This window comes from Pectobacterium peruviense, from assembly GCF_002847345.1.
Taxonomy (GTDB): Bacteria; Pseudomonadota; Gammaproteobacteria; order Enterobacterales; family Enterobacteriaceae; genus Pectobacterium; species Pectobacterium peruviense.
Genome location: NZ_LXFV01000013.1, coordinates 25,879 through 50,458 on the forward strand (window position 1 = coordinate 25,879; position 24,580 = coordinate 50,458).

Sequence of the window (24,580 nt, forward strand, 5' to 3'; positions counted from 1 at the left end):
ATAGAGAGTCAGCAGACAGGAGCGTTCTGCTGGCAGTCAGCGCCAGTTAACGCTGACGCAAGGAGAAAAGCGTTGAAGCAGAAGAAAGGCGTCACCACGGCGACGATGAAAGACGTGGCGGATGAGGCGGGCGTTTCCACCGCCACCGTATCCCGAACGTTAATGAACCCAGAGAAAGTCTCTGCGACCACCCGCAGGAAGGTCGAGCAGGCTGTCATCGCCGTTGGCTATTCGCCTCACGCACTCAACAGAAACCTCAAGCGTAACGAGTCACGTACGATCCTGACGATCGTGCCAGATATCTGCGATCCTTATTTCTCTGAAATATTTCGTGGGATCGAGGAAACGGCAGCCGAACACGGCTATCTGGTGTTGATTGGCGATTGCGCTCATCAACATCAGAAAGAGAAAACCTTCGTCGACCTGATTATTACCAAACAGATCGACGGTATGGTGTTGCTCGGTTCTAATCTGCCGTTTGATGCAGGCCAGGAAGAGCAGCGCAATCTGCCACCGATGGTGATGGCGAATGAGTTTTCGCCAGACCTGGCGCTACCAACCGTGCACATCGATAACCTGACTGCCGCCTTTGAAGCCGTACACTATTTGCATCAGGCCGGTCATCAGCGTATCGCCTGCATTGCGGGCCCAGAGCACATGCATCTGAGCCAATACCGCTTGCAAGGGTATATTCAAGCCCTGCGCCGTAACGGAACTCTTATCGATAACCAGTATATCTTTCGGGGCGATTTCACCTACGAAACGGGAATCAACGGCCTGATTGCGCTGATGCAACATCCACAGCCACCCAGCGCTATCTTCTGCCATAGCGATCTCATGGCGTTGGGCGTGCTGGCGCAGGCCCGAAAGATGGGGCTGGATATCCCGCGCGATCTCTCCATCATCGGCTTCGACGATATTGAGCAAGCGCAGTACTGCTGGCCTCCTCTGACTTCTGTCGCTCAACCACGCTATCAGATCGGACGCGAGGCAATGCTGCTACTCTTAGAGCAGTTGCAAGGTAACACAGTACAAAGCGGTTCACGTCTGTTGTCCAGTGAGCTGGTTATACGAGACAGCGTCGCCGCGCCAAATTACGCCCGTAACAGGCTTTAAGACTTCAGGTGCTGGTCAAATATTTGAGGGTTCAGTAACATGACCCCCTAATTATGTTATCCCCTAAATAATTCGAGTTTCAGGAAGGCGGCAAGGGAAGGAATCCCGATGAGCTTACTCAGGTAAGTGATTCGGGTGAGTGAACGTAGCCAACGCACATGCAACTTGAAGTATGACGGGTACATTTACCTATCAATTCACAGCGAAACGACAGTGGCACAAAGAGACTACGTGAGCCGAGGACGTTCATCAGCAACGCGTCGGAAAACGACAAATAGCCGAAAAAAAGGCAACGCTTCAGGCGCGTCCAAAACAATGGTCGCGCTCGCTGTTGCCGTTTTGGTCACCTTCGCGGGCGGTCTGTACTTTATCGCCCATAATAAACCCGACGACTCCCCTGTCCTTCCGCATCAGAACGTGGGCAAGGGTAACGGGTTGCCACCCAAGCCGGAAGAACGTTGGCGTTACATCAAAGAGCTGGAAAATCGTCAATTGGGCGTTACGACGCCAACGGAACCTTCGGCGGGTGGAGAGATCCGGTCGCCTGTGCAGTTGACAGATGAACAGCGCCAGCTGTTGGAACAGATGCAGTCTGATATGCGGCGTCAGCCAACGCAGCTTTCTGAGGTGCCGTATAACGACCAGACGCAGGTTCCGCGTTCACAGGTGACCATTAAGCCACCGACGCAATCGATGCAGCAACCGCCTGTTGTGACAACCCAGCCTGCAACGCGTGCACCAGTCGTTACGCAAACGACGCCTGTTGTTCCAAGGCAAGACATTCCAAGACAAGAAACACCAAAACAGGAAGCACCGAAGCAACAGCTGGTCAAACAGCCTGAAGCACCAAAAGTCGAAAAAACACAACGCTGGGCGATTCAATGCGGCTCCTTCAAAACTATGGACCCCGCCGAATCCGTGAGAGCGCAGCTGGCGTTTGCGGGTATCGAAAGCCGCATCACCTCCAACGGTGGCTGGAACCGCATCATGCTGGGGCCTTACAACAACCGCGCTGCCGCCGATAGCATGCTTCAACGTCTTAAAGGTGCGGGCGCATCAAACTGTATTCCTCTTGCTAGCGGGGGTTGAAAAACCCCACGCTTTCCCCCATCTATAACATCAATGTGCCCCGAATCATGCGGGGGTCTTTTTCTTCAAACGGGGACTGACTCGTGACAACAATTGTAAGCGTACGCCGCAACGGCCAAGTGGTCATTGGCGGTGATGGACAAGCCACTCTGGGCAACACCGTGATGAAAGGCAACGTACGTAAAGTACGTCGCCTCTACCATGACCGCGTCATCGCCGGTTTCGCCGGTGGCACCGCGGATGCCTTCACCCTTTTTGAGCTTTTCGAGCGCAAGCTGGAACTGCACCAGGGTCATCTGGTGAAAGCCGCTGTCGAGCTGGCGAAAGACTGGCGTACCGACCGTATGCTGCGTCGACTGGAGGCCTTGCTGGCTGTCGCGGACGAAAATGCCTCACTGATCATTACTGGTAATGGCGATGTCGTGCAGCCTGAGAACGATCTGATCGCTATTGGCTCCGGCGGCCCTTATGCGCAGGCCGCAGCCCGTGCTTTACTGGAAAATACCGAACTGGGTGCCCGTGATATCGTCGAGAAATCTCTGGGGATTGCTGGCGACATCTGTATCTACACCAACCAGTTCCACACGATAGAAGAATTAGCCTCCAAGGCGTAAGGATCAACTATGTCTGAAATGACCCCGCGCGAGATAGTCAGCGAACTCGACAGCTATATCATCGGCCAGCACAAAGCAAAACGCGCCGTTTCCATCGCGCTGCGTAACCGCTGGCGCCGTATGCAGTTGGACGAAGCACTCCGCCATGAAGTGACGCCTAAAAACATTCTCATGATCGGCCCGACTGGCGTAGGTAAAACCGAAATCGCTCGTCGCCTCGCGAAGCTCGCCAATGCGCCGTTCATCAAAGTGGAAGCGACCAAATTCACCGAAGTTGGCTACGTGGGTAAGGAAGTTGATTCCATCATCCGCGATCTGACGGATTCCGCGATCAAAATGGTGCGTCACCAGTCCATCGAAAAAAACCGCTTCCGTGCGGAAGAGATGGCGGAAGACCGCATTTTGGACGTGCTGATTCCTCCGGCGAAAAACAACTGGGGACAATCAGAAGGCACTCAGGAGCCTTCCGCAACCCGTCAGGCATTCCGCAAGAAACTGCGTGAAGGCCAGTTGGACGACAAAGAGATCGAAATCGATCTGGCAGCCGCCCCCGTTGGCGTAGAGATCATGGCTCCGCCGGGCATGGAAGAGATGACCAATCAGCTACAGTCCATGTTCCAGAATCTGGCAGGACAGAAGCAGAAAGCGCGTAAGGTCAAAATTAAAGATGCTTTCAAGCTGCTGATAGAAGAAGAAGCGGCTAAGTTGGTGAACCCAGAAGAGCTGAAACAGCAGGCGATTGAAGCCGTTGAGCAGCACGGTATCGTGTTCATCGACGAAATCGACAAAATTTGTAAGCGTGGCGAAAGCTCCGGCCCGGATGTTTCTCGTGAAGGCGTTCAGCGCGACCTGCTGCCGCTGGTTGAAGGCTGCACCGTATCGACCAAGCACGGTATGGTCAAAACTGACCACATCCTGTTTATCGCGTCGGGCGCATTCCAGGTTGCCAGCCCGTCCGATCTGATTCCAGAGTTGCAGGGACGTCTGCCGATTCGTGTGGAATTGCAAGCGCTGACGACAGAAGATTTCGAGCGCATCCTGACAGAGCCGAGCGCCTCGCTGACCGAACAGTACAAAGCGCTGATGGCGACGGAAGGTGTCGATATTTCATTCACCGCCGATGGTATCCGTCGCATTGCCGAAGCCGCCTGGCAGGTGAACGAAAGCACCGAGAATATCGGCGCGCGTCGTCTGCATACCGTTATGGAGCGTCTGATCGAAGACGTTTCTTACGACGCTAGCGAAATGAATGGTCAAAGCGTTATGATTGACGCAGATTATGTACGTAGTCATCTGGATGAATTAGTAGCAGATGAAGATCTGAGCCGATTTATCTTATAATCCGTTTTCGCGGATCGCACTATTAACGATAAAGTGGGAGGCGTAGGCCTCCCACTTTTGTTTCTGGCACCGCCATCACTGACTTTTTTTGTTTATAAACGGATGATTCACGCAATTGAATCGTCAATAAAAATTGAAGCACACCATGACCATATCGACCCATAGCAGCAAAACCAAAGCCTGGCTGGATAGTCTTCGTCCAAAAACGTTGCCATTAGCTTTTGCCTCCATCGTCACCGGCTCGGCGATTGCGAGCTGGCATAGCAGTTTTAAACCGGGCGTAGCATTACTGGCGTTGTTAACCGCCGGACTGCTGCAAATCCTCTCCAATCTGGCGAACGACTATGGGGATGCGATAAAAGGCAGCGATACCGAAGAACGCATCGGGCCGTTGCGCGGCATCCAAACGGGTGTCATTACGCTGTCGCAACTGCGCAATGCGCTAATCGTAACCGTGGCACTCACCATCATTTCGGGTGTGAGTCTGGTGATTCTCGCCTGTGAAAAACCAGCGGATATCTTCGGTTTCCTGATTCTAGGGCTACTGGCGATTTTCGCCGCTATCACTTATACCGTCGGCAATAAACCCTACGGCTATATCGGGCTCGGCGATATCTCGGTGCTCATCTTTTTCGGCTGGCTTAGCGTCGCGGGGTCGTATTATTTGCAAACTGGCCACTTCGACAGCGTTGTTATGCTGCCTGCGACGGCCTGTGGTCTATTGGCAACAGCCGTTCTGAATATCAATAACCTGCGCGATATCGACAACGACCGCATCAGTGGGAAAAACACGCTGGCGGTACGTCTTGGCGCGGAAAAAGCACGCTTCTACCACACGATACTGCTGCTGCTGGCTCCAGTTTGCCTTGGCCTGTTCGCGACGTTTTATCTGCACAGTCTGGCGGGCTGGCTCTTTATTCTGGCACTCCCGCTGCTGATTAAGCAGGCCCGTTATGTACTGCGTGAAAGTAGCGCCTTCAGTATGCGTCCAATGTTGGAAAAAACGGTGAAAGGCGCGCTGTTGACCAATATTTTGTTCGCCGTTGGCGTGATACTGAGTTAGTGCGGGTAAATTGAGCACAGGCAAAAAGCGGCATGCATTTACTGATGCGCATCAAGTTAACATTTGATGATTTTGCCAACAGCTGTCAGAAAGGGATATACTCATGATTCCGGCGGCAACCTGACGTTAATCCTATGAAATACGATACTTCCGAACTGTGCGATATCTATCACGAAGAGGTGAATGTTGTTGAGCCTCTGTTCTCCAACTTTGGTGGGCGTACTTCATTTGGTGGCAAAATCACCACAGTGAAATGTTTTGAGGATAACGGCCTGCTTTTTGATCTTCTTGAAGAAAACGGCCTCGGGCGCGTACTTCTGATCGATGGCGGGGGTTCAGTGCGCCGCGCGTTGATCAATGCGGAGATCGCTCGACTGGCGACCCAAAACGAGTGGGAAGGCATTGTCGTGTATGGCGCGGTGCGTCAGGTTGACGATTTAGCGGAGCTGGATATCGGTATTCAGGCGATGGCAGCCATTCCGGTCGGCGCAGGTAGCGAAGGCATTGGCGAAAGCGATATCCGCGTCAACTTCGGTGGCGTAACCTTCTTCTCCGGTGACCATCTGTATGCCGACAACACGGGCATTATTCTGTCGGAAGACCCGCTGGATATTGAATAATATCGTTGAGTTTCTGCGTTTTTATTGCGGCAACATCATCACAAAAAAGGGCGATATACGCCCTTTTTTATTTGGCTCAATCGATAAGCCGTTCCTTCGCCTGAGCCAGTAAGTCTACTTAGACTTCTTCCATTTTGCCTAACAGCGCGCGCAGGCGCTCTTGCCACACTACTTGCTCTTCTTTCAACTGTTCGTTCTCGCGCACCAGCGCTTCACGTGAACCCGCTGCCGCCTGAACATCCTGCGACAGTGTGTTGTTCTGCTCTTTCAGCTCTTCAATTTCCATTTGCAACAGCGTGATAGTATCAATCGCCTGCTGAACTTTCGCTTCCAGCTTTTCAAACACTTCAAATGACATTCTTCAAACCCCTTTTAATCGCAACAAGGCAAAGATCGGTTAACGCTGGCTTTCGGACTCTGTAACCAACACTCACGGTGTCGCGTCATCCGCCCGCAAACATAATCCTGACCGCGGGACGGCTGGCAAGACAGACCATAACGAAATTGTATGTAGCCAATGGCCCCCTGTCTAGCGCACATCCCCCACTACGCGAGTGTCGCAGCTTTTCTTACTTAACACTATCAGTACAAACTGAAAAACCGGCAATACAAACCGAAAAACGAGCGACTCAAACTGAAAACGCCCCCGTTTACTTCTCCGTTACTCCGATTGTGTTAATAAATTTAACCTGAGCGTTACTATCAACCGTGGACGAAAAACCACTACGAGTCATTTTATAAGCGAATACGCTCATTTTCTTGACGCGCAACACACATTTCAATTTCGATATTTCTCGTTTTCGCTCATTAACGATAAATTCACATCATAAATACATTTAAAACAGGGGATGCCGCCAGACGGTATCCTTAGACCTACCACTCTGTACGTTACCCAGCAGGAAAAAAATATGAGCCAAGCAGAACGTTCAACGCTAAGAGGCCAGTGCATCGCCGAATTTCTCGGTACTGGCCTGCTGATTTTCTTCGGTGTCGGCTGCGTCGCCGCCTTGAAACTGGCGGGAGCCAGCTTCGGGCAATGGGAGATCAGCATCATTTGGGGTCTGGGGGTTGCGATGGCAATCTATCTGACCGCCGCCATTTCCGGTGCTCACCTCAACCCGGCCGTCACTATCGCCCTGTGGCTGTTTGCCTGCTTCGATGGACGCAAGGTTGTGCCTTACATTGTGGCGCAGATTGCAGGGGCATTTTGTGCCGCCGCACTGGTCTACGGCCTGTATTACAATCTGTTCGTCGATTTTGAACAAACCAACAATATGGTGCGCGGCAGCACGGAAAGCCTGAGCTTAGCGGGCATTTTCTCCACGTACCCGAACCCGCACATTTCCGTTATGCAGGCGCTGTTGGTTGAAACTGTCATCACCGCGATTCTGATGTGCCTGATTCTGGCATTGACCGATGATGGTAACGGCATCCCGCGCGGGCCGCTTGCTCCCCTGCTGATCGGTATTCTAATTGCCGTTATCGGTGCATCCATGGGGCCGTTGACTGGCTTCGCCCTCAACCCGGCGCGTGACTTTGGTCCTAAGCTGTTCGCTTTTCTCGCGGGCTGGGGCAACGTCGCCTTTACTGGCGCACGCGAAATCCCTTACTTCCTGGTTCCTATCTTTGGCCCGATTATCGGTGCCTGTCTGGGTGCCTTCGGTTATCGCGCACTGATTGGCCGTAATCTGCCATGCGATGTGTGCGAACCCGAGGCAGAAGCTACTACGCGTCGTGAAAGCCGTTAAACTTAACGCCACGACCATCCTATTTCACGGTTAATCATTACAGGATTGGATTTATGAACCCGGAAAAAAAATACATTGTCGCGATCGACCAGGGCACAACCAGCTCCCGCGCCGTCGTACTGGATCACGATGCGAATATCGTTAGCGTTTCACAGCGTGAATTCACCCAGATTTACCCAAAAGCGGGCTGGGTAGAGCACGACCCGATGGAAATTTGGGCCACACAAAGCTCAACGCTGGTCGAAGTACTAGCGAAAGCCGATATCAGCGCGGATGAAGTCGCAGGTATTGGTATCACCAACCAGCGTGAAACCACCGTCGTATGGGAAAAAGAGAGCGGCAAGCCGATTTATAACGCCATCGTCTGGCAGTGTCGTCGTACCGCTGAAATTTGCGAGAAACTGAAGAAAGACGGCCTAGAAGAGTACGTTCGCAACACCACCGGACTAGTAGTCGACCCCTACTTCTCTGGCACCAAAGTGAAATGGATTCTGGACCACGTTGAAGGCTCCCGTGAACGCGCTAAACGCGGCGAACTGCTGTTTGGTACCATCGATACCTGGCTAATTTGGAAAATGACACAAGGGCGTGTTCACGTAACGGATTACACCAACGCCTCCCGCACCATGCTGTTCAACATTCATACGCTGGAATGGGACACCCGCATGCTGGAAGCGCTGGATATCCCGCGCGAGATGCTGCCGGAAGTGCGCGCGTCTTCAGAAGTTTACGGTCAGACCAACATCGGCGGTAAAGGCGGCACGCGTATTCCTATCGCTGGTATCGCAGGTGACCAGCAGGCGGCGCTGTACGGCCAGCTCTGCGTCAATCCTGGGCAGGCAAAAAATACCTACGGCACCGGCTGTTTCCTGTTGATGAATACCGGTAAAGAAGCCGTGCAGTCCAAACACGGTTTGTTGACCACCATCGCCTGCGGCCCACGCGGCGAAGTGAACTACGCGCTGGAAGGTTCCGTGTTCGTTGGCGGTGCCTCTATCCAGTGGCTGCGTGACGAGCTGAAGCTCATCGGCGACTCCATGGATTCTGAGTACTTCGCAACGAAAGTGAAGGATACCAATGGCGTCTATGTCGTACCCGCCTTCACCGGTTTGGGCGCTCCTTACTGGGACCCGTATGCCCGTGGCGCGATCTTCGGCCTGACCCGTGGCGTGAATGCTAACCACATCATCCGTGCAACGCTGGAATCCATCGCCTTCCAGACCCGTGACGTGCTGGATGCAATGCAGGCAGATGCAGGTACGCGTCTGAAATCACTGCGTGTTGACGGTGGCGCAGTCGCCAACAACTTCCTGATGCAGTTCCAATCCGATATCCTCGGCACGCGCGTGGAACGTCCGGAAGTGCGTGAATCCACCGCGCTGGGTGCCGCTTTCCTGGCTGGCCTTGCCACTGGTTTCTGGAACGATCTGGATGAAGTGAAGAGCAAAGCGACTATTGAGCGTGAATTCCGCCCTAGTATCGAAACGGTGGAACGTAACGTGCGCTACAGCGGCTGGCAGAAAGCCGTTGCTCGTGCTCGTAACTGGGAAGATCACGACGCCTAACTCCCCCATAGCGGGCGCGCCTGTCGCGTCCGTTTTTTCCGCATCACTTAACCGCCCCCCTTCCCCGTTGTGATAAAATCCTATTCCATATCCTAATGTTGATCGTTTAAGAACCGAGATACCGGGGGCGACCACGGTGCGAGGTCTCCCTGCGGGAACCCCATCACCGTGTTTCCCCCTAAATTCAGGCTTAAGTGGCTAACATAAGGCGACTCCCTTCCGAACGACAACAGACAGGTATTTATGAAACGTGAATTAGCCATCGAGTTCTCGCGCGTCACCGAAGCAGCCGCGCTGGCAGGCTATAAGTGGTTAGGCCGTGGCGATAAGAATGCCGCAGACAATGCCGCCGTACAGGCAATGCGGATTATGCTAAATCAGGTCAATATCAACGGTCAGATTGTCATCGGCGAAGGGGAAATCGACGAAGCGCCCATGTTGTTCATCGGTGAACAGGTCGGTACCGGTAAGGGCGATGCCGTTGATATCGCTGTCGATCCGATTGAAGGCACGCGGATGACAGCAATGGGTCAGGCGAATGCGCTAGCCGTGCTGGCCGTCGGCGAAAAAGGGACATTTCTGCACGCGCCAGACATGTACATGGAAAAGCTGATCGTCGGGCCTGAAGCGAAAGGGTCGATTGACCTCAACCTGCCGCTGGCGGATAACCTGCGCAATGTCGCGCTGAAGCTAGGTAAACCGCTCAACCAGTTAACCGTAACTACATTGGCTAAACCGCGTCACGATGCCTGCATCGCGGAAATGCAGCAGTTGGGAGTGAAAGTGTTCGCCATTCCAGACGGCGACGTAGCCGCATCAATCCTCACCTGCATGCCGGACAGCGAAGTTGACGTACTGTACGGCATCGGCGGTGCGCCAGAAGGCGTTATCTCGGCAGCGGTTATCCGTGCGCTCGACGGCGACATGCAAGGGCGCTTGCTGGCACGTCATGAAGTGAAAGGCGATAGCGCTGAAAACCGCCGCATAGGCGAAGACGAGCTGGCACGCTGCCGACAAATGGGCATCGAAGCGGGTGGTGTCCTCAAACTTGATGACATGGCGCGCAACGATAACGTGATTTTCTCCGCGACTGGCATCACCAAAGGTGATTTGCTGGACGGAATCGCGCGTAAAGGCAACATGGCCACCACAGAAACACTATTGATCCGCGGTAAATCTCGTACGATCCGCCGGATTAAATCGACGCACTATCTGGATCGTAAGGATCGCAAGCTGCACGAATTCCTGTTGTAGCAGGCCACTGTCCGGCTGACTGATTGTTTCACAGTTGTTAATAAATGGCGTATCTTAGACGCACGACTGACGTGCACGAATAATGGCGTCGATACCTCTAGATAATTCGAGTTGCAGGCAGGCGGCAATCGCGCGAGTCCCCAGGAGCTTACTCAAGTAAGTGACTGGGGTGAGTAAGAACAAATTGGCTTAGCCAATTTGAACGCCGCTTGCGGCGGCCCCTCAGGGCGAGGCTCAGAGATGAGCCGAGTATTGCCAACGCACATGCAGCTTGAAGTATGACGGGTACAACAGGAGCAGAAAATTATGGCTGAGTGGGTAACAGGCAAAGTGGTTCAGGTAGAGAACTGGACAGAAAGTCTGTTTAGCATTCGGGTTCATGCACCCGCCGATTCATTCACTGCCGGGCAGTATGGCAAGCTGGCGCTGGAGATTGAGGGTGAAAAAGTGCAGCGCGCGTATTCGTACGTGAATGCACCTAGCGATCCTACACTTGAGTTCTATCTGGTGACCGTGCCGGAAGGCAAACTTAGCCCTCATCTGCATGCCATGCAGCCGGGTTCGGAAGTCATGATCGTCAAAGAGGCCGCTGGCTTTTTCGTGCTGGAAGAGATTCCTGATTGTGAAACGCTATGGATGCTGGCAACAGGCACGGGCATCGGCCCTTATTTGTCGATCCTTCAAGAAGGCAAGGATCTGGAGCGTTTTAAGAACATCGTGCTGGTTCATGCCGCTCGGTTTTCACGCGATCTGAGCTATCTGCCGCTGATGCAGCAGTTACAGCAGCGCTACCACGGCAAACTGCATATTCAAACGGTGGTTAGCCGGGAAGAGGAAGCAGGCTCACTGACAGGCCGTATTCCTACGTTGATCAGCAACGGCACGCTGGAAGCCGCTGTGGGCTTACCGATGGATACCGCCACCAGCCATGTCATGCTGTGCGGTAACCCGCAGATGGTGCGTGATACTCAGCTGTTGCTGAAAGAAGAGCGGCAAATGACCAAGCACCTGCGCCGCAGGCCCGGTCATATGACTGCCGAGAACTATTGGTAAACAGCGAATTATTCCCAATTAGCGGCGGAAGCGAAACGGCTCCGCCTCTGCTCCAAATCGGTTTTCCCCTTTTGTCCCCAGAAAAACGCCGCAGTCGAGCAACGTCATCACGACAATCAGGATCGGCAAGAAGCGGCCAATGCCCCACTGCCAGATAGCGGAAAACATGTACCAATTCCCTGAGGCTAATACCCACGCCACCACTAACAGCAGCGCCCACCAGCCACTTTTGTTACGGTCATGTAGCCGCTTCACCATCATCGCCGCTGTCGGCCACAGTAATACCACCAAACCAAACGCCGTAAGTTGCGTATCTAGCCAGTTTTGGCCAGAAAGCGTAAACAATACCGCCATCAGCGCTACCCAAATAGCCATCCAGAGCCAGAAATCACGACGGCCAATACGGCCTTTAAACGAGAAGCACCATTGCTGTAATGTCATTAACGATAACGCCCTGAATTATTAGCCTGTCTGGCCGAATTAATCTGTATTTTAGCCCGAGCGATTTTACCTCAACCAAGATGTTTACCTGCAATCTTTACGCGATTTTTGACAACGACGTACAAATGCCGCTTTAATCAAACGTATTCTGCCGTTATCGGCCTGGACATCTTATGAAGTGGTTGACCCGAACCCCTATGACACGAAAACGCATCGCTTCACTGTTGGTTTTATCATCGCTGGTGCTGTACCAGACTCACGCGGGAGCCGATCCAACGTTTCCGCCCAAAGCTTCAGCCAATGCGCCGTACCTGCTGGCCGGTGCCCCAACCTTCGATCAAACCATCACGCAATTCCGTTCCCGCTATAACCTGAGTAACCCGACGCTGCCGATCGGTGAATTTCGGGTTGTCGATACCGGCAATATCATCAGCATGTTGACCCGTGCAGCTAGCCGGATCAACGACCACCTCTATGCTTCAACCGCGCTAGAGAAAGGCACAGGGAAAATCAAAACACTGCAAATCACCTGGCTACCGCAGCCGCAGAACGAACAAGAAACCGCAGCGCGTCGTAAACAGGCCATCGACTATATGGCAGCACTGGCACGCACGTTCGCCCCGTCGCTGACGGAAGAACAAAGTATGAAAAAAGTCACCGAACTGCTGGGAAAAGGCAAAGGACAGCGCTTTTATCAGCAAACGGAAGGAGCCTTACGCTATGTTGTTGCAGATGACGGCGAAAAAGGGCTAACTTTTGCTGTTGAACCGATTAAGCTAACGCTATCTGAACCGTGATCAACACGGTAATTAATGACAAAAAACAGAGCCACGGTCACATTTCGTCTCTATACTGTGGGCAAGTTATATTGCCTAACGGCAGTACTGTTTACTTCATTAATGCGTTTATTCATTAACACATTGATTCACTGCGATTCCGGCTGGAGGAAAAAAGATGCGACATCCATTAGTTATGGGTAACTGGAAGCTGAACGGCAGCACCAACATGGTCAACGAACTGATCGCGGGCCTGCGTAAAGAGCTCAGCACCGTTGACGGTTGTGGCGTAGCCATTGCCCCCCCTGCAATCTACCTCGATCAGGCTAATCACCAACTGGCAGGCAGCCGCATTGCACTGGGTGCGCAGAACGTTGACGTAAACCTTTCTGGTGCTTTCACCGGCGAAACGTCTGCCGACATGCTGAAAGATATCGGTGCGAAATACATCATCATTGGCCACTCTGAGCGTCGTACTTACCATAAAGAAAGCGATGAATTCATTGCGAAGAAATTTGGTGTGCTGAAAGATGCAGGCCTGATTCCAGTACTGTGCATTGGCGAAACTGAAGCCGAAAACGAAGCAGGCCAGACCGAAGCCGTGTGCGCACGTCAACTGGATGCCGTGCTGAATACGCTGGGCGCGAAAGCGTTTGAAAACACCGTTGTGGCCTACGAACCTGTATGGGCTATCGGTACCGGTAAATCTGCAACGCCAGCACAGGCTCAGGCTGTTCACAAATTCATCCGTGACCACATTGCCAAACAAGATGCGGCTATTGCCGAACAAGTTATCATTCAGTACGGCGGTTCTGTTAATGCTGCGAATGCCGCAGAGCTGTTCACTCAGCCAGACATCGACGGCGCGCTGGTCGGTGGTGCATCACTGAAAGCCGACGCTTTTGCCGTTATCGTGAAAGCTGCAGCCGACGCTAAACGCGGCTAAGTTTTTATCGAAAAACAGACGGACAAATGTTCGTCTGATAAAAAAGCCGGTTCACGCTATTGCGCCAACCGGCTTTTTTTATGACGAGCAGGACACTCACTACCCTTCTTTTAAGCCATCCGTTCACGGCTCGGCGGTTACTTCACCGCTGGGATTTGCTGCGTAATGCAGTGAATATTTCCCCCACCCAGCAGGATTTCCCGCGCAGGCACACCGCTAATCACGTAGCCAGGGAACATCTGTTGCAGCAGATCGCGTGCAACATCATCCGTCTTCTCATCCAGCAGTGGGAAAATGATCTGCTGATTGCTGATCAGGAAATTCACATAAGACCCTGCTAGGCGAGAACCAGCAAGACGCTCAACCGCATCACCACTGTCCACGCCCTGCGCTTCCTCGATGGTCGCATAGAGCGGGCCGGGAGCAGGTAGTTTCCAGATTTTCAGCTCACGCCCTTGCGCATCGCGCGCTGCCGACAGAACCTCATAGGCCGCTACGGAGCGTGCATACTGTGGATCGTTTTCATCATCGGTCCAGTGCAACGCCACTTCACCGGGGCGCACGAAACAGCACATGTTATCGATATGCCCGTCGGTTTCGTCGTTGTACACGCCCTCTTCCAGCCAGATAATCGTCGAAATGCTGAGGTAATCACGCATCAACTGTTCGATTTCCGCTTTGCTCAGGTGCGGGTTACGGTTCGGATTGAGCAAGCATTCTGCCGTGGTCAGCAGCGTGCCTTCACCATCGACATGGATCGAGCCGCCTTCCAAAATCAGCGGTGCGGCATAGCGCGCGACCTGGTGATAATCCAGCACCTGTGCTGCGACTTTCTCATCCTGACGCCAGTCTTCGTACAGACCGCCCAGCTCACCGCCCCAGGCGTTGAACTGCCAGTCGATACCCCGACGCTCGCCAGCCTGATTCAGCACGATAGTTGGGCCAGTGTCGCGCATCCAGGCATCGTCGCTTTCCATTTCCACCAGCGTAACATTCACCGGCATCACTTTTTGCGCATCCGCCATGTAGCGTGCAGGCACGCCCATGATAACAGGCGTGTTTTGGGCGATGGCTTCCGCCACGCGCGCGAACGTTTTCTGCGCCGGAACGCCCCGTTCACGCCAGTTATCGGTACGATACGGCCAAATCATCCACACAGCATCATGCGGTGCCCACTCGGCGGGCATCGCAAAAACATCCTGATGTGGCGTGGTGAGATGAGGAGTTGCTAACTGTGACATCACTTATCTCCGGGTCTTGCCGTCTGAACTGGCAATGGTACCGTACATTTCCGGGCGACGGTCGCGGAACAGGCCCCATGAGGCGCGCTGAGCAGCAATCGCTTCTAAATCAAATTCATGCACCAGAATAGCTTCGTCCGTCTTATTGGCCTGAGCCAACAGCGCACCGGTTTGATCGGCAATGAATGAAGAACCGTAGAACGTCATTTCCAGACCGTCGATGTATTTACTGGCTTCTGTACCGATGCGGTTGGAGGCAATCACTGGCACCAGATTCGCCGCGGCATGTCCTTGCTGAACGCGGGTCCAGTGCGGCTGGCTGTCGATGTCCGGGTAGGCCGGTTCGGAACCAATGGCAGTCGGATAGAAAATCAGCTCTGCGCCCTGCAATGCCAGGCTGCGTGCGGTTTCAGGGAACCACTGATCCCAACAAATGCCCACGCCGATTTTCGCGTAGCGCGTCTGCCAGACTTTAAAGCCCGTGTCGCCAGGAATGAAGAACTGCTTTTCCTGATACGCCGGACCGTTCGGAATGTGGGTTTTGCGGTAAACGTCCAACACAGAACCATCCGCATCAATCATCACCAGCGAGTTGTAATAGGCGTTATTGGCACGCTCAAAGAAGCTCAGCGGCAGCACCACGTTTAGCTCCGCCGCCAGTGCAGAGAAATGCTTAATCAGCGGGCTGGTTTCCAGCTCCTGCGCCAGCGCATAGTGCTCCGGGCTTTGATCGATGCAGAAATACGGTGCGGCAAACAGTTCCTGAATCAGGATAACCTGCGCGCCTTTTGCATGCGCTTGTCGCACCAGTTTTTCAGCGTTTTCGATATTCTTGGGCAGATCCCAGGAACACGCCATTTGTGTTGCGGCAACGGTAACTTTTTTCATGCGAAAACCTCAATAATAACGATATATACCCGCCCTTTTTCACCGGCAAGTATCGGCAATAAGTGTTTCTCTCGGTCACGATTATGCATCGGCACTAACCGGCGCGGCCTTAACGAGTGTCTACTCTAAATAATTCAAGTTTCAGGCAGGCGGCAAGAGAAGGAATCCCGATGAGCTTACTTAAGTAAGTGATTCGGGTGAGTGAACGCAGCCAACGTACATGCAACTTGAAGTATGACGAGTATAGGCCAACACACCTGCGCATACCCAATAGGAATATCCTGTTAAGGTATTGACCGAGAATGACATACGCATTATGCCAGTTAATGACAGCACTTCACTATGCTGAAAATGAATGATCTCGCGTGGCGAACAGAAAAGAAAAAACCGCCTTTTCCACAGCAGTTTCTGTAAAAATCAGTTGAGCGGTAGTAACGGATAGATCGCAAAGACGCTGTAAACACACCCCTGTGCGCTCGGCTTGCGCCATCCCTGGCGCAAACGCTTTACTCTTCTATTCCGTTACTACCGTTTTCGTTCAGCAAAATAAATTTATCAACAGCCTGACTGTCGATGCTCAAGATTAGGAAGAAAGCGATCGCTCAGGCTTCAACGGTATCCGCCTGATGCAGCGCGTGACTGACCGCTTGGCGTTGCTCCAACAAGGCGGTGCTGGTTCGGTCGCGCGGATAAGCCAAATTGACTGGTAGAATTGCACTAATCCGACCGGGACGGGGTGACATGACGACCACTCTGTCCGCCAGAAACACGGCTTCTTCCACATCATGCGTCACCAGCAAGATCGTCAAATCCGTTTGTCGACGAATCTCCGCCAGACGTTCCTGTAACTGCTGTTTGGTCAGCGCATCAAGCGCGCCAAAAGGCTCATCCAGCAAGAGAATGCGCGGCGTCGACACCAGCCCACGGGCGATCGCTACACGCTGTGCCATCCCACCAGACAGCTGATGCGGCCATGCGTCGGCAAAGTCTTCCAGCCCCATCATCTGGAGATAATGTGCAATTTGCTGCGCAATTTCGGCAGAAGAAAGATTGAGATTAAGCATACCGAGGCGAATATTGCCCGTTACGGTGAGCCACGGAAACAAACGCGGCTCCTGAAACACCAGGCTAACCTCGTCGGGAATGCCGTTCACAGGCCGATCGCCAATCAGAATACGGCCTCGTCCAGTGGTATCAATCCCAGCCGCCAAACGCAGCAGCGTCGATTTACCACAGCCGCTGGCACCAATGACCGCAACCAGCTCGCCAGCATGCAGCGACAGGTCGATGTCCTGTAACACCGTCAGCGGGACACCGTTGACGGTAAAATGTTTGGTAATGTGCTGAAAATGCAGGGACATCGTTCCTCCGTTAGCCATCATGCAAAGCGCCAGCGGGTCAGCCGCCGTTCAGACAAGGTAATCAACCGGGAAAATAGTGCAGCCACCACCGCAATCAGCACCACACCGGCCATGATGCGATCGGATTCAAGCAGTTGTTGCGCACGAATCATCATGCCGCCCAATCCTTCTCCCGACGGCATGAAATACTCGGCGCCAATCGCCCCCGTCCACGCATGCATCAACGCGAGTCGCAGGCCGGAAAACATCGGCGGTAACACGCTGGGTAGTATCAGCGTGCGGAGCGTCTGTACTGGTGTCAGACGCAGAACCTGCGCCACTTCCAACAACGCAGGTGGTAGCTGGGCGATTCCCTGACGGGTCGCCAGCATGACGGGAAAGAATGCCGCCACAGCGATAAATACGATTTTGGCGCTCTCGCCTAAACCGAACCAGGCCGTGATCAGCGGTAGCCAGGCAAATAGCGCCACGCAGCGCAAGGCGGACAACGCCGGATTAAACAGCCTGTCGGCGATGCGCCAGCCGCCGAGCAACGCACCGACCAGCACACCGATTGCGCTTCCCAGCATAAAGCCCTGTAGTGCGCGCAGCAGGCTGGCATTGAGATCGGACAACAGCCCTCCCTGAATCAACCCAGACCACAGCGCGTCAACCACGCTACTCGGCGCGGGAAGAAAAGCCACGTTCACCCACTCTCTCGTACTGCTTACCTGCCACAAGGCAAGCAATATCAATGGCGCTAACCAAGGCGTCAACGACAGACTCGGCAGTGCATAACTCAGGCTATCGCGCCCCAGCACCGGTGCTGGCCAGTGAATCCAGCGACGCTCCAGCTTCAGTAGCACACGTTCCCCGGCAAACCCCAATATTCCGATGATCAGAATGCAGACGAATACAAAATCCAACATGAACAGTTGGCGGCTTTGTACCAACAGATAGCCCAGCCCTTCGCTGGATGCCAACAGCTCAACCGCAATCAAGGCGACCCATCCGGTAGAAAACGCCAGCCGAACGCCCGTCATCACATAAGGCAACATCGCAGGCAGAATCAGATAACGCAGGAAGGCAACCGGTGATAAACGCAGGCTGCGCGCCATTTCGTGCAATTTTTGTGGCGTCTGTTGAATACCGGCGCACGTGTAAAGCGTCACCGGCACCGTGACCGATTTCACCAGCACCACCAATTTCAGCGCTTCCCCGATCCCCAGTGACAGCATCAAAAGCGGGATCCAGGCTAACGTCGGGATCTGCGCGATGACGGTAAATAGCGGCATAAACAGCGCATTCAACCGTCGATTCAGACCGAATAAACTGCCCAAAACCAGACCCAGCACGATACCGCCGCTGAAACCAATCACCAGCCGCATCAAGCTGATGGGTAACTGGTGAATCAGCTCTTCAGGAATAAAATCCCTTGCACTATCCACCACCGCCAGCGGCGAAGGCAGGATCTGTTCAGACATCCACCCATGCCAACTCGCAAGCCACCAGCTAGCAAGTACCAGCAGCGGCACGACGAGCGATACGATCAGTGGAATGGCTAGCGCAGAATGTCCCGCCGACAGCGCAACGGCGCTCAGAGAGGTATCAGGAGCGGAACGTATCCGCAGCGGAGATTTAGGCATCATGATCGTCGGTATCCGCAGCGTTATTTTTGCGTCAGCAGGGAGAGACGGGTAATCCCCGCCTGCTCGACATCGGCCAGCAGCGCGGCGACATCACCGTAATTCGCTTCTTTATCCGCCTGCACCTGCACCACCAAATCTGCATTACCCGCTTTCGCCTGCTGCAAGCGCGGCACCAGTTGTTCCCGCGCTAGGTTTTCTTTATTGATGAAGAGGCGCTGCTCACCATCAATGCTAATAACAATCGGATCGGTGCGATCGACCGGAGACACCGCCGCCGTTTTTGGTAGCTGAATAGGAATGGCATTGGTCAGCATCGGCGCGGTCACGATAAACACCACCAGCAATACCAGCATGACATCCACGAGCGGCGTGATATTCATTTCACTCATCACGTCGTCGTCATTACGCGAGGTAAACGCCATCTCAGACCACCTCTCTCAGGTTCTTCACGGAGAAAGAGGCAGACGATGGCTCCACACTGGTCTGGAGTGCGCTGACATGAAAATCGTGCGCCTGCATCACGCTGTATACATCATGAGCGAAGTCATCCATATCCGCGACGGCCAGCTTGAGACGACGCAAAAAGTAGTTGTAGATCAGCACCGCAGGAACCGCGACAGCGATCCCGACGCCGGTGGCTATCAGCGCATTACCAATCGGCCCTGCGACAGTGTCGAGGCTGGCAGAACCAGAAAGCCCGATTTCCTGCAACGCCGCCATAATGCCCCACACGGTGCCAAACAGGCCGATAAACGGCGACGTACTGCCAATGCTGGCCAACACCGCCAGCCCACTTTCCAGCGAACGACGTTCGCGTTGAATCTGCTGTTGCAGCGCGCGCTCAACCCTATCGGGCAGATGAATATTCAGAGCAAGCTGCCCGCTAATCCGCTTCGGCGCTTTGACCGCAGCCAGTGCCAGATTGGCGAGTGAACTGGGCTGCTTTGCGCTGGTTTCTGGCGTCTGGCTGACGTCATCCTGCTGCCAGAAAGCCTCGCGAAAGCGTCGATCGCGCCGCTGCGCACGTCCATATTGGACGAACTTCAGTAGCCCCAGCCCCCAGGTGACGAGAGAAAACAGCAACAGCAACAGGATCACCGCACCTTCCGCAGAAAAGAGTTCAATGTGTCCAAGCGTCATAACCAATACCTCATGAGTTCAGCGAAAAATCGACAGGAACAACGACCCAGCCGCTAACCGGCTGACTGCCGCGACGCGCCGGAACAAAAGACCAGCGCAGCACCGTATCTCTGGCGGCCTCATCAAGTGACGGATAGCCGCTGGATTGATGAATACGAATGGTTTGCACCTTACCGTCGGCACGTACCTGCACGTTCAACAGCACGGTGCCTTCATAACCACGGCTAATCGCTACGTCGGGATAAGACGGTGCGGGATTATGCAGGTAGTCGGCATTGGCGAGCGGCGGTGTCAACGGTGCGTCAACGGGCTGCGCGACTGCATTTTGCGCCACAGGAGCGGGGGTTATCGGTGCCGTTGCAGATGCAGTTTCTTTCTGGGGTTGCGCGGTTGGTTTAGGCGCGGGAGTGCTCTTTTTCACCGGCGTCTTTTTCGGTACAGGTTCAGGTTTTTTCTCCGGCACTTTTTTCTCCGGCACTTTTTTTTCAGGAACAGGGGGCAGCAATGCATTTTCATCCACCTGCGGCTCAGTTATCGTTGGTTCTTCCACCGGCTGTGGCGTCGGCACTTCAGGTTCTGCAATCGGAACAACCTCTTGCTGCACAGGCTCTGCCACCATAGAAACCAGTTCGACGCTGACAGGCTGCGGCCGCGCAGGCACCGTCACGGGCGGCGGCGACGCGACGTTGAACAACGCCAGAACCCCAGCGTGCAATAACAGCGTCGCTCCCACCGCCAGCCAGCGCTCCGGCCGGGACGTGGGCGTCGTATTCAGATGCGGTAAGCGTTGCTGCGCCGCACTACTGACTCGGCTAGCATGCGGCGTTGGTTCCGGTGAATAAGACCGGGGTATCGGCGCGGCTCCCGCATAGAGTAATTCCGTCATGATGGTTGCTCCTGACAATATATCTTTATCGCTCTATTTCACGTTGCAGGTGTCAATGACGACGTCGCCTGAAATAGCATTGGGATAATCGATTCTTCCCGACTACTTAATAAAGTCAACGTATGTATCTGCATATCGATATTCATTTCATTCTTTATTTCTTTAATAAAGCGATAACGTTAATAATCGACACTCAGACTAAAGGTAAAAATTACCGACAGGCTAATGCATAGTTGGAATAGTTTTTTTTCGTTCGTTGCATACCGATGAAATAGACGATGAATACTGACTTAGCTATTTACTAAAAATAATAATGCTTTTTTTGTATTAGTCAGTTTATTGCCAAGCCTTTAAATGTGGTGCTGCACACGATATGACGCCGTTCGAAACAGGCGCAATAACACAATCCCTATTCATCGATTTCATTACTGGCGGGTAAAATAATGACGACATCAGGACGAAAATGGTTAGTAACCAGCTTATTGGCAATGGGTATGGCCTGGTCAGGCATCGCCTCAGCGATCACCGAGATTCGTATTGCCGCGCCAGACATTGGCGCGGGTACAAAACCCAGCGGCGGTGGCTTACTCGATGTCATCCACAGTCAGAAGCTGCTGGAACGCGAGTTTAGCAAAGATGGGATCAGCGTGCGTTGGACGTTCATCAAAGGCGCGGGCCCCGTCATCAACGAAGCGTTTGGTAACCATCAGGTCGACGTGGCCTATCTGGGGGATTTAGCCAGCATTATTGGCCGTTCGCGCGGTCTGGATACCCGCGTGATCGCCGTAGCATCACGCGGTATCAATCACTATCTGGCGGTGGCGAAAGGCTCCGGCATTGAGAAAATCCCCGATCTGAAAGGCAAACGCATCGGGCTCTTTCGTGGAACGGCGGGTGAGCTTTCCTTTGTCAGCGCGCTTGATTCGCAAGGTCTGAAACCCTCTGACGTTAAGCTGATCAATCTCGATTTCGCAGCGGCCAGCGCGGCGTTGGCTGCCGGACAGATTGATGCCACCTGGGGCGGCAGCAATACGCTTTCACTGCGGGATAAAGGGCTGGCAGACATTCCGCTATCCAGCCGCGATTTGAACGGTGCGGGTCAGCTCAGCGGCTTCCTGTTAGTCGATGAGAAATTTGCCAAAGGCAACGAGGATATTCTTCGCCGCTTAGTCAAAGTTCAGCGAGAAGCGGCAAACTGGGCTAGCGACGACAAAAATAAAGATGAATTTATTCAACTCTTAGCTACTCAATCAGGTTACCCAGAAAATATATTACGCGTCGAATGGGATACATTGCCGCCATTAACTGAGCGTCTTTCGCCAGAATTGGATCCCGCCTTCGTAGAAAAATTAAAACGTGCCGTCACATTGGCCTATGAATCGCGCCTTATTCGACAACCTTTTGATGTTGATAAATGGCTGAATGATTCTTATCTAAAAGCAACGCAGTAACTTATTTCCCCCAAATATTATAACCCACGTATTGCCGTGATATTCACGGCAATCGGCAGCCTATTGACGACATTCGGAAGAAGCTATGTATTTTAAAAAACACCAGCAGTATTTAAAAAAACACCAACGAAAAATAACGTCGGGCATTTTAATGAGCTGCGTCTTAACGCTTCCTGCTATAGCCCGAGCTGACGACCCGAAAATTACAACGAATAACGTTCCACCAACCGAGGCAACCACCGCCGCCCCCGTCCAGCTGAAACGCGTGAAAGTGAACGCTCAGCGTGCGACTGTTCAACCGCCGACTACACTGGCATCGGTAATTGACGGCAAAACGCTCGAAGAAGAGCGGATATACCGCTTTGAAGAGCTGTCACAGCTCGTGACAGGGCTGGATGTCGATACCGTCGATGTGATGGATACTACCGTCACCATCCGTGGGATTGGCGACGGTGGCGAGAGCGGCACCAACATCGGTATGCCGGGCAGCGTGGGCCTGTTTGTCGATGGCGTCTACTTGTCCCGCCCCGGCGTTATCTCTAACGATTTGCTAGATATCGACAGCACCCGCGTGTTGAAAGGCCCGCAGGGCGCCGCCTACGGCTTTAATACCACCGGCGGCGCGATTGATATTCGCACCCGCAAACCGACCTTCACACCCGAATATTCATTGGAACAATCATTCGGTCAACGCGGCTATCTGCAATCCAAACTGATGGCATCCGGGCTACTCAGCGACCACTGGGCAGGCCGCATCAACCTGTCACGTACCGAACGCGGTGGAAACGTCACGAATATCGAAAATGGCCATAAGCTCGGGGGCAGCACCAATAACGGCGTGCGCGGCCAGTTGCTGTATCAGCCGAATGACAGCTTTAGCCTCAGAATCACCGGCGACTACAGCGATTCCACCCAACGTCCCGTTTCAGTTCTGGTGAGTGCAACCGACGCATTCCGCACCCGTGCGGAACAGACTGGCCTCAAGGTCGTCGGGGGTCGTCAGGTCGCGATGGATGACGAAAACGTGATTCGCGTGGCACAAGGCGGCGGCTCGGTAGAAGCCAACTGGAAACTGAAAAGCGGTTATAGCGTCAATTCACTGTCATCACTGCGCTATTTCCGTGTGTTACCCAGCACGGCGGATAACTGGAATATTCCGCTCTATCACGACAGCGGTGCTGACGTGCGCGATCGCGTCTGGTCGCAAAGCTTTTGGCTGGACTCACCCAAAGGCAATAAATTCGATTATTCGCTGGGCGTCGATTACTGGGGAGAGAACCTCGATACCGAGGCAAACAGTCGCTACTACAACGACAGCCGTGTCCAGACGTGGGTAGGCAGTGGCTATCGGAACATTAATGTCCAACGCGTTGGTACGTTAGATGACACCGTCTATTCCGCCTATGGCCGCGGAACCTGGCACGCTGCCGATAAGCTGGACGTCATTGTCGGCCTGCGACAGACCTACGAGAAAAAAGAGGGGACGTTTATCCGCAGAAACCGCGCAAACTTTACCTCCGGCCCGCTCTCGCAAACCAACCGCCTGCCTTCTGGCTCCGTCAGTCTGAACTGGTTCGCCGCACCGAACGTCACCCCTTATGTCACAGTGGGCTACGGGGAAAAATCCGGCGGCCTGAACGTATCGTCCGGGGCTGCAAGGCAGTTGGGGATAGACTCACTGTACGTCGATCCAGAGAAAACCCGTTCGGCAGAATTGGGCGTCAAGACACACTGGCTACAGCGCAAAGTAGAGTGGAATACCGCACTGTTCTGGAGTGTGGTCGAAGATTTCCAGAATAATGCCTATGACGAGGAAACGGATACCAGCTACCTGATTAACGCCGGGAAATTCCGCTCACGCGGCGGGGAATCCCAACTGACGCTACGCCCGCTTGATGGCCTGAGTATCAGTCTCGCCGGTACTGTTCTGGATACCAACTACCTGAATTTCCCTAACGCCCGCTGCCCGGCAGAAATCTCCGCCGTCTCGTGCGATATGTCGGGAAAACGCGTCTTCAAATCTCCCACGCTGAGCTACAACACGCGCGTGCGCTATCAATGGGATACGCCAAATAACCTGCAAGCCTCAGTTTCCGGTCAATGGTCATGGAGGAGCTGGGCCTACGGTACGCTTGATGATTCCGAGAGCAATCGCATTCCATCGTATGGCGTCCTGAATCTGTCTAGTGGCCTGAGCGGCAAGCAAGGCGACAACCGTTGGAACGTGTCGCTGTGGGTAAAAAATGCGTTGGATAAAAACTACTACCGCTCCGTCAGAGGTTCCAGCGCCACAACGGGCGTGATTGGCGAACCGCGCATGGTCGGGATCTCAGTCGGCTACGATTTCAAGGGCTGATGT

Annotated in this window: 23 protein-coding genes; 14 read left to right on the top strand and 9 right to left on the bottom strand. The window is 53.6% G+C overall.

Annotation, left to right across the window (positions count from 1 at the left end):
- Positions 1 to 72: 72 nt before the first annotated feature.
- The 6 genes from cytR to rraA all read left to right on the top strand — a co-directional run bounded on the left by cytR (position 73) and on the right by rraA (position 5,843).
- Positions 73 to 1,116, top strand: a complete 1,044-nt coding sequence (gene cytR / locus A0G03_RS11260; RefSeq protein ID WP_048263056.1) for a DNA-binding transcriptional regulator CytR — start codon at positions 73 to 75, stop codon at positions 1,114 to 1,116.
- 213 nt (positions 1,117 to 1,329) lie between these two features.
- Positions 1,330 to 2,205, top strand: coding sequence for a cell division protein FtsN (gene ftsN / locus A0G03_RS11265; protein ID WP_072062074.1), 876 nt, complete (start codon positions 1,330 to 1,332; stop codon positions 2,203 to 2,205).
- Between the two features lie 83 nt (positions 2,206 to 2,288).
- Complete coding sequence (gene hslV, locus A0G03_RS11270) at positions 2,289 to 2,819, top strand: ATP-dependent protease subunit HslV (protein ID WP_011095730.1); 531 nt, start codon at positions 2,289 to 2,291, stop codon at positions 2,817 to 2,819.
- A 9-nt stretch (positions 2,820 to 2,828) separates the two neighbouring features.
- Positions 2,829 to 4,160: an HslU--HslV peptidase ATPase subunit gene (gene hslU, locus A0G03_RS11275; protein ID WP_048263059.1), complete on the top strand. Its 1,332-nt coding sequence runs from the start codon at positions 2,829 to 2,831 to the stop codon at positions 4,158 to 4,160.
- Between the two features lie 145 nt (positions 4,161 to 4,305).
- On the top strand, positions 4,306 to 5,223 hold the full coding sequence (locus tag A0G03_RS11280; protein ID WP_048263060.1) for a 1,4-dihydroxy-2-naphthoate polyprenyltransferase: 918 nt from the start codon (positions 4,306 to 4,308) through the stop codon (positions 5,221 to 5,223).
- 134 nt (positions 5,224 to 5,357) lie between these two features.
- Positions 5,358 to 5,843 (top strand): ribonuclease E activity regulator RraA, encoded by a 486-nt coding sequence (rraA, locus tag A0G03_RS11285; protein ID WP_005973328.1) that lies wholly within the window; start codon positions 5,358 to 5,360, stop codon positions 5,841 to 5,843.
- Positions 5,844 to 5,961: 118 nt separating this feature from the next.
- Here the strand turns inward: rraA and zapB are convergent, their stop codons facing one another.
- Positions 5,962 to 6,201, bottom strand: coding sequence for a septal ring assembly protein ZapB (gene zapB, locus A0G03_RS11290; protein WP_005973326.1), 240 nt, complete (start codon positions 6,199 to 6,201; stop codon positions 5,962 to 5,964).
- Between the two features lie 550 nt (positions 6,202 to 6,751).
- Here zapB and A0G03_RS11295 point away from each other — a divergent pair.
- The 4 genes from A0G03_RS11295 (at position 6,752) to fpr (ending at position 11,463) form a co-directional block, all read left to right on the top strand.
- A complete protein-coding gene (locus A0G03_RS11295; protein WP_048263061.1) occupies positions 6,752 to 7,591 on the top strand; it encodes an MIP/aquaporin family protein in 840 nt (279 codons plus the stop codon).
- Between the two features lie 53 nt (positions 7,592 to 7,644).
- Positions 7,645 to 9,156, top strand: a complete 1,512-nt coding sequence (gene glpK, locus A0G03_RS11300) for a glycerol kinase GlpK (RefSeq protein WP_048263064.1) — start codon at positions 7,645 to 7,647, stop codon at positions 9,154 to 9,156.
- A gap of 243 nt (positions 9,157 to 9,399) precedes the next feature.
- Complete coding sequence (glpX, locus tag A0G03_RS11305; RefSeq protein WP_048263066.1) at positions 9,400 to 10,410, top strand: class II fructose-bisphosphatase; 1,011 nt, start codon at positions 9,400 to 9,402, stop codon at positions 10,408 to 10,410.
- A gap of 306 nt (positions 10,411 to 10,716) precedes the next feature.
- Complete coding sequence (fpr, locus tag A0G03_RS11310) at positions 10,717 to 11,463, top strand: ferredoxin--NADP(+) reductase (RefSeq protein WP_048263069.1); 747 nt, start codon at positions 10,717 to 10,719, stop codon at positions 11,461 to 11,463.
- Between the two features lie 18 nt (positions 11,464 to 11,481).
- On the opposite strand, the gene A0G03_RS11315 is transcribed toward fpr, so the two are convergent.
- The gene (locus A0G03_RS11315) at positions 11,482 to 11,904 is read right to left on the bottom strand and encodes a DUF805 domain-containing protein (protein WP_048263071.1); all 423 of its coding nucleotides are present in this window, start codon (positions 11,902 to 11,904) and stop codon (positions 11,482 to 11,484) included.
- 197 nt (positions 11,905 to 12,101) lie between these two features.
- Between A0G03_RS11315 and A0G03_RS11320 the strand changes: the two genes are divergently transcribed.
- Together A0G03_RS11320 and tpiA are read left to right on the top strand one after the other, a co-directional pair.
- Positions 12,102 to 12,701 carry a YiiQ family protein gene (locus tag A0G03_RS11320; RefSeq protein ID WP_048263073.1) on the top strand — a complete coding sequence of 200 codons (600 nt, stop codon included), beginning with the start codon at positions 12,102 to 12,104 and terminating at the stop codon, positions 12,699 to 12,701.
- A gap of 157 nt (positions 12,702 to 12,858) precedes the next feature.
- Positions 12,859 to 13,626, top strand: coding sequence for a triose-phosphate isomerase (gene tpiA, locus A0G03_RS11325; protein ID WP_048263075.1), 768 nt, complete (start codon positions 12,859 to 12,861; stop codon positions 13,624 to 13,626).
- Between the two features lie 137 nt (positions 13,627 to 13,763).
- On the opposite strand, the gene aguA is transcribed toward tpiA, so the two are convergent.
- The 7 genes from aguA to A0G03_RS11360 all read right to left on the bottom strand — a co-directional run bounded on the left by aguA (position 13,764) and on the right by A0G03_RS11360 (position 20,770).
- A complete protein-coding gene (gene aguA, locus A0G03_RS11330) occupies positions 13,764 to 14,867 on the bottom strand; it encodes an agmatine deiminase (RefSeq protein WP_048263077.1) in 1,104 nt (367 codons plus the stop codon).
- A 3-nt stretch (positions 14,868 to 14,870) separates the two neighbouring features.
- A complete protein-coding gene (aguB, locus tag A0G03_RS11335; RefSeq protein ID WP_011095743.1) occupies positions 14,871 to 15,755 on the bottom strand; it encodes an N-carbamoylputrescine amidase in 885 nt (294 codons plus the stop codon).
- Positions 15,756 to 16,357: 602 nt separating this feature from the next.
- Positions 16,358 to 17,116, bottom strand: coding sequence for an ABC transporter ATP-binding protein (locus A0G03_RS11340; RefSeq protein ID WP_048263080.1), 759 nt, complete (start codon positions 17,114 to 17,116; stop codon positions 16,358 to 16,360).
- A 17-nt stretch (positions 17,117 to 17,133) separates the two neighbouring features.
- On the bottom strand, positions 17,134 to 18,744 hold the full coding sequence (locus A0G03_RS11345) for an ABC transporter permease (protein WP_048263082.1): 1,611 nt from the start codon (positions 18,742 to 18,744) through the stop codon (positions 17,134 to 17,136).
- 20 nt (positions 18,745 to 18,764) lie between these two features.
- Positions 18,765 to 19,166 (bottom strand): ExbD/TolR family protein, encoded by a 402-nt coding sequence (locus A0G03_RS11350; RefSeq protein WP_048263085.1) that lies wholly within the window; start codon positions 19,164 to 19,166, stop codon positions 18,765 to 18,767.
- 1 nt (position 19,167) lies between these two features.
- On the bottom strand, positions 19,168 to 19,884 hold the full coding sequence (locus tag A0G03_RS11355) for a MotA/TolQ/ExbB proton channel family protein (RefSeq protein WP_048263088.1): 717 nt from the start codon (positions 19,882 to 19,884) through the stop codon (positions 19,168 to 19,170).
- A gap of 10 nt (positions 19,885 to 19,894) precedes the next feature.
- Positions 19,895 to 20,770, bottom strand: coding sequence for an energy transducer TonB (locus tag A0G03_RS11360; protein ID WP_048263090.1), 876 nt, complete (start codon positions 20,768 to 20,770; stop codon positions 19,895 to 19,897).
- A gap of 443 nt (positions 20,771 to 21,213) precedes the next feature.
- Between A0G03_RS11360 and A0G03_RS11365 the strand changes: the two genes are divergently transcribed.
- Together A0G03_RS11365 and A0G03_RS11370 are read left to right on the top strand one after the other, a co-directional pair.
- The gene (locus A0G03_RS11365; RefSeq protein WP_048263092.1) at positions 21,214 to 22,221 is read left to right on the top strand and encodes an ABC transporter substrate-binding protein; all 1,008 of its coding nucleotides are present in this window, start codon (positions 21,214 to 21,216) and stop codon (positions 22,219 to 22,221) included.
- Positions 22,222 to 22,306: 85 nt separating this feature from the next.
- Positions 22,307 to 24,577, top strand: a complete 2,271-nt coding sequence (locus A0G03_RS11370; RefSeq protein WP_048263095.1) for a TonB-dependent receptor — start codon at positions 22,307 to 22,309, stop codon at positions 24,575 to 24,577.
- Positions 24,578 to 24,580: the final 3 nt, after the last annotated feature.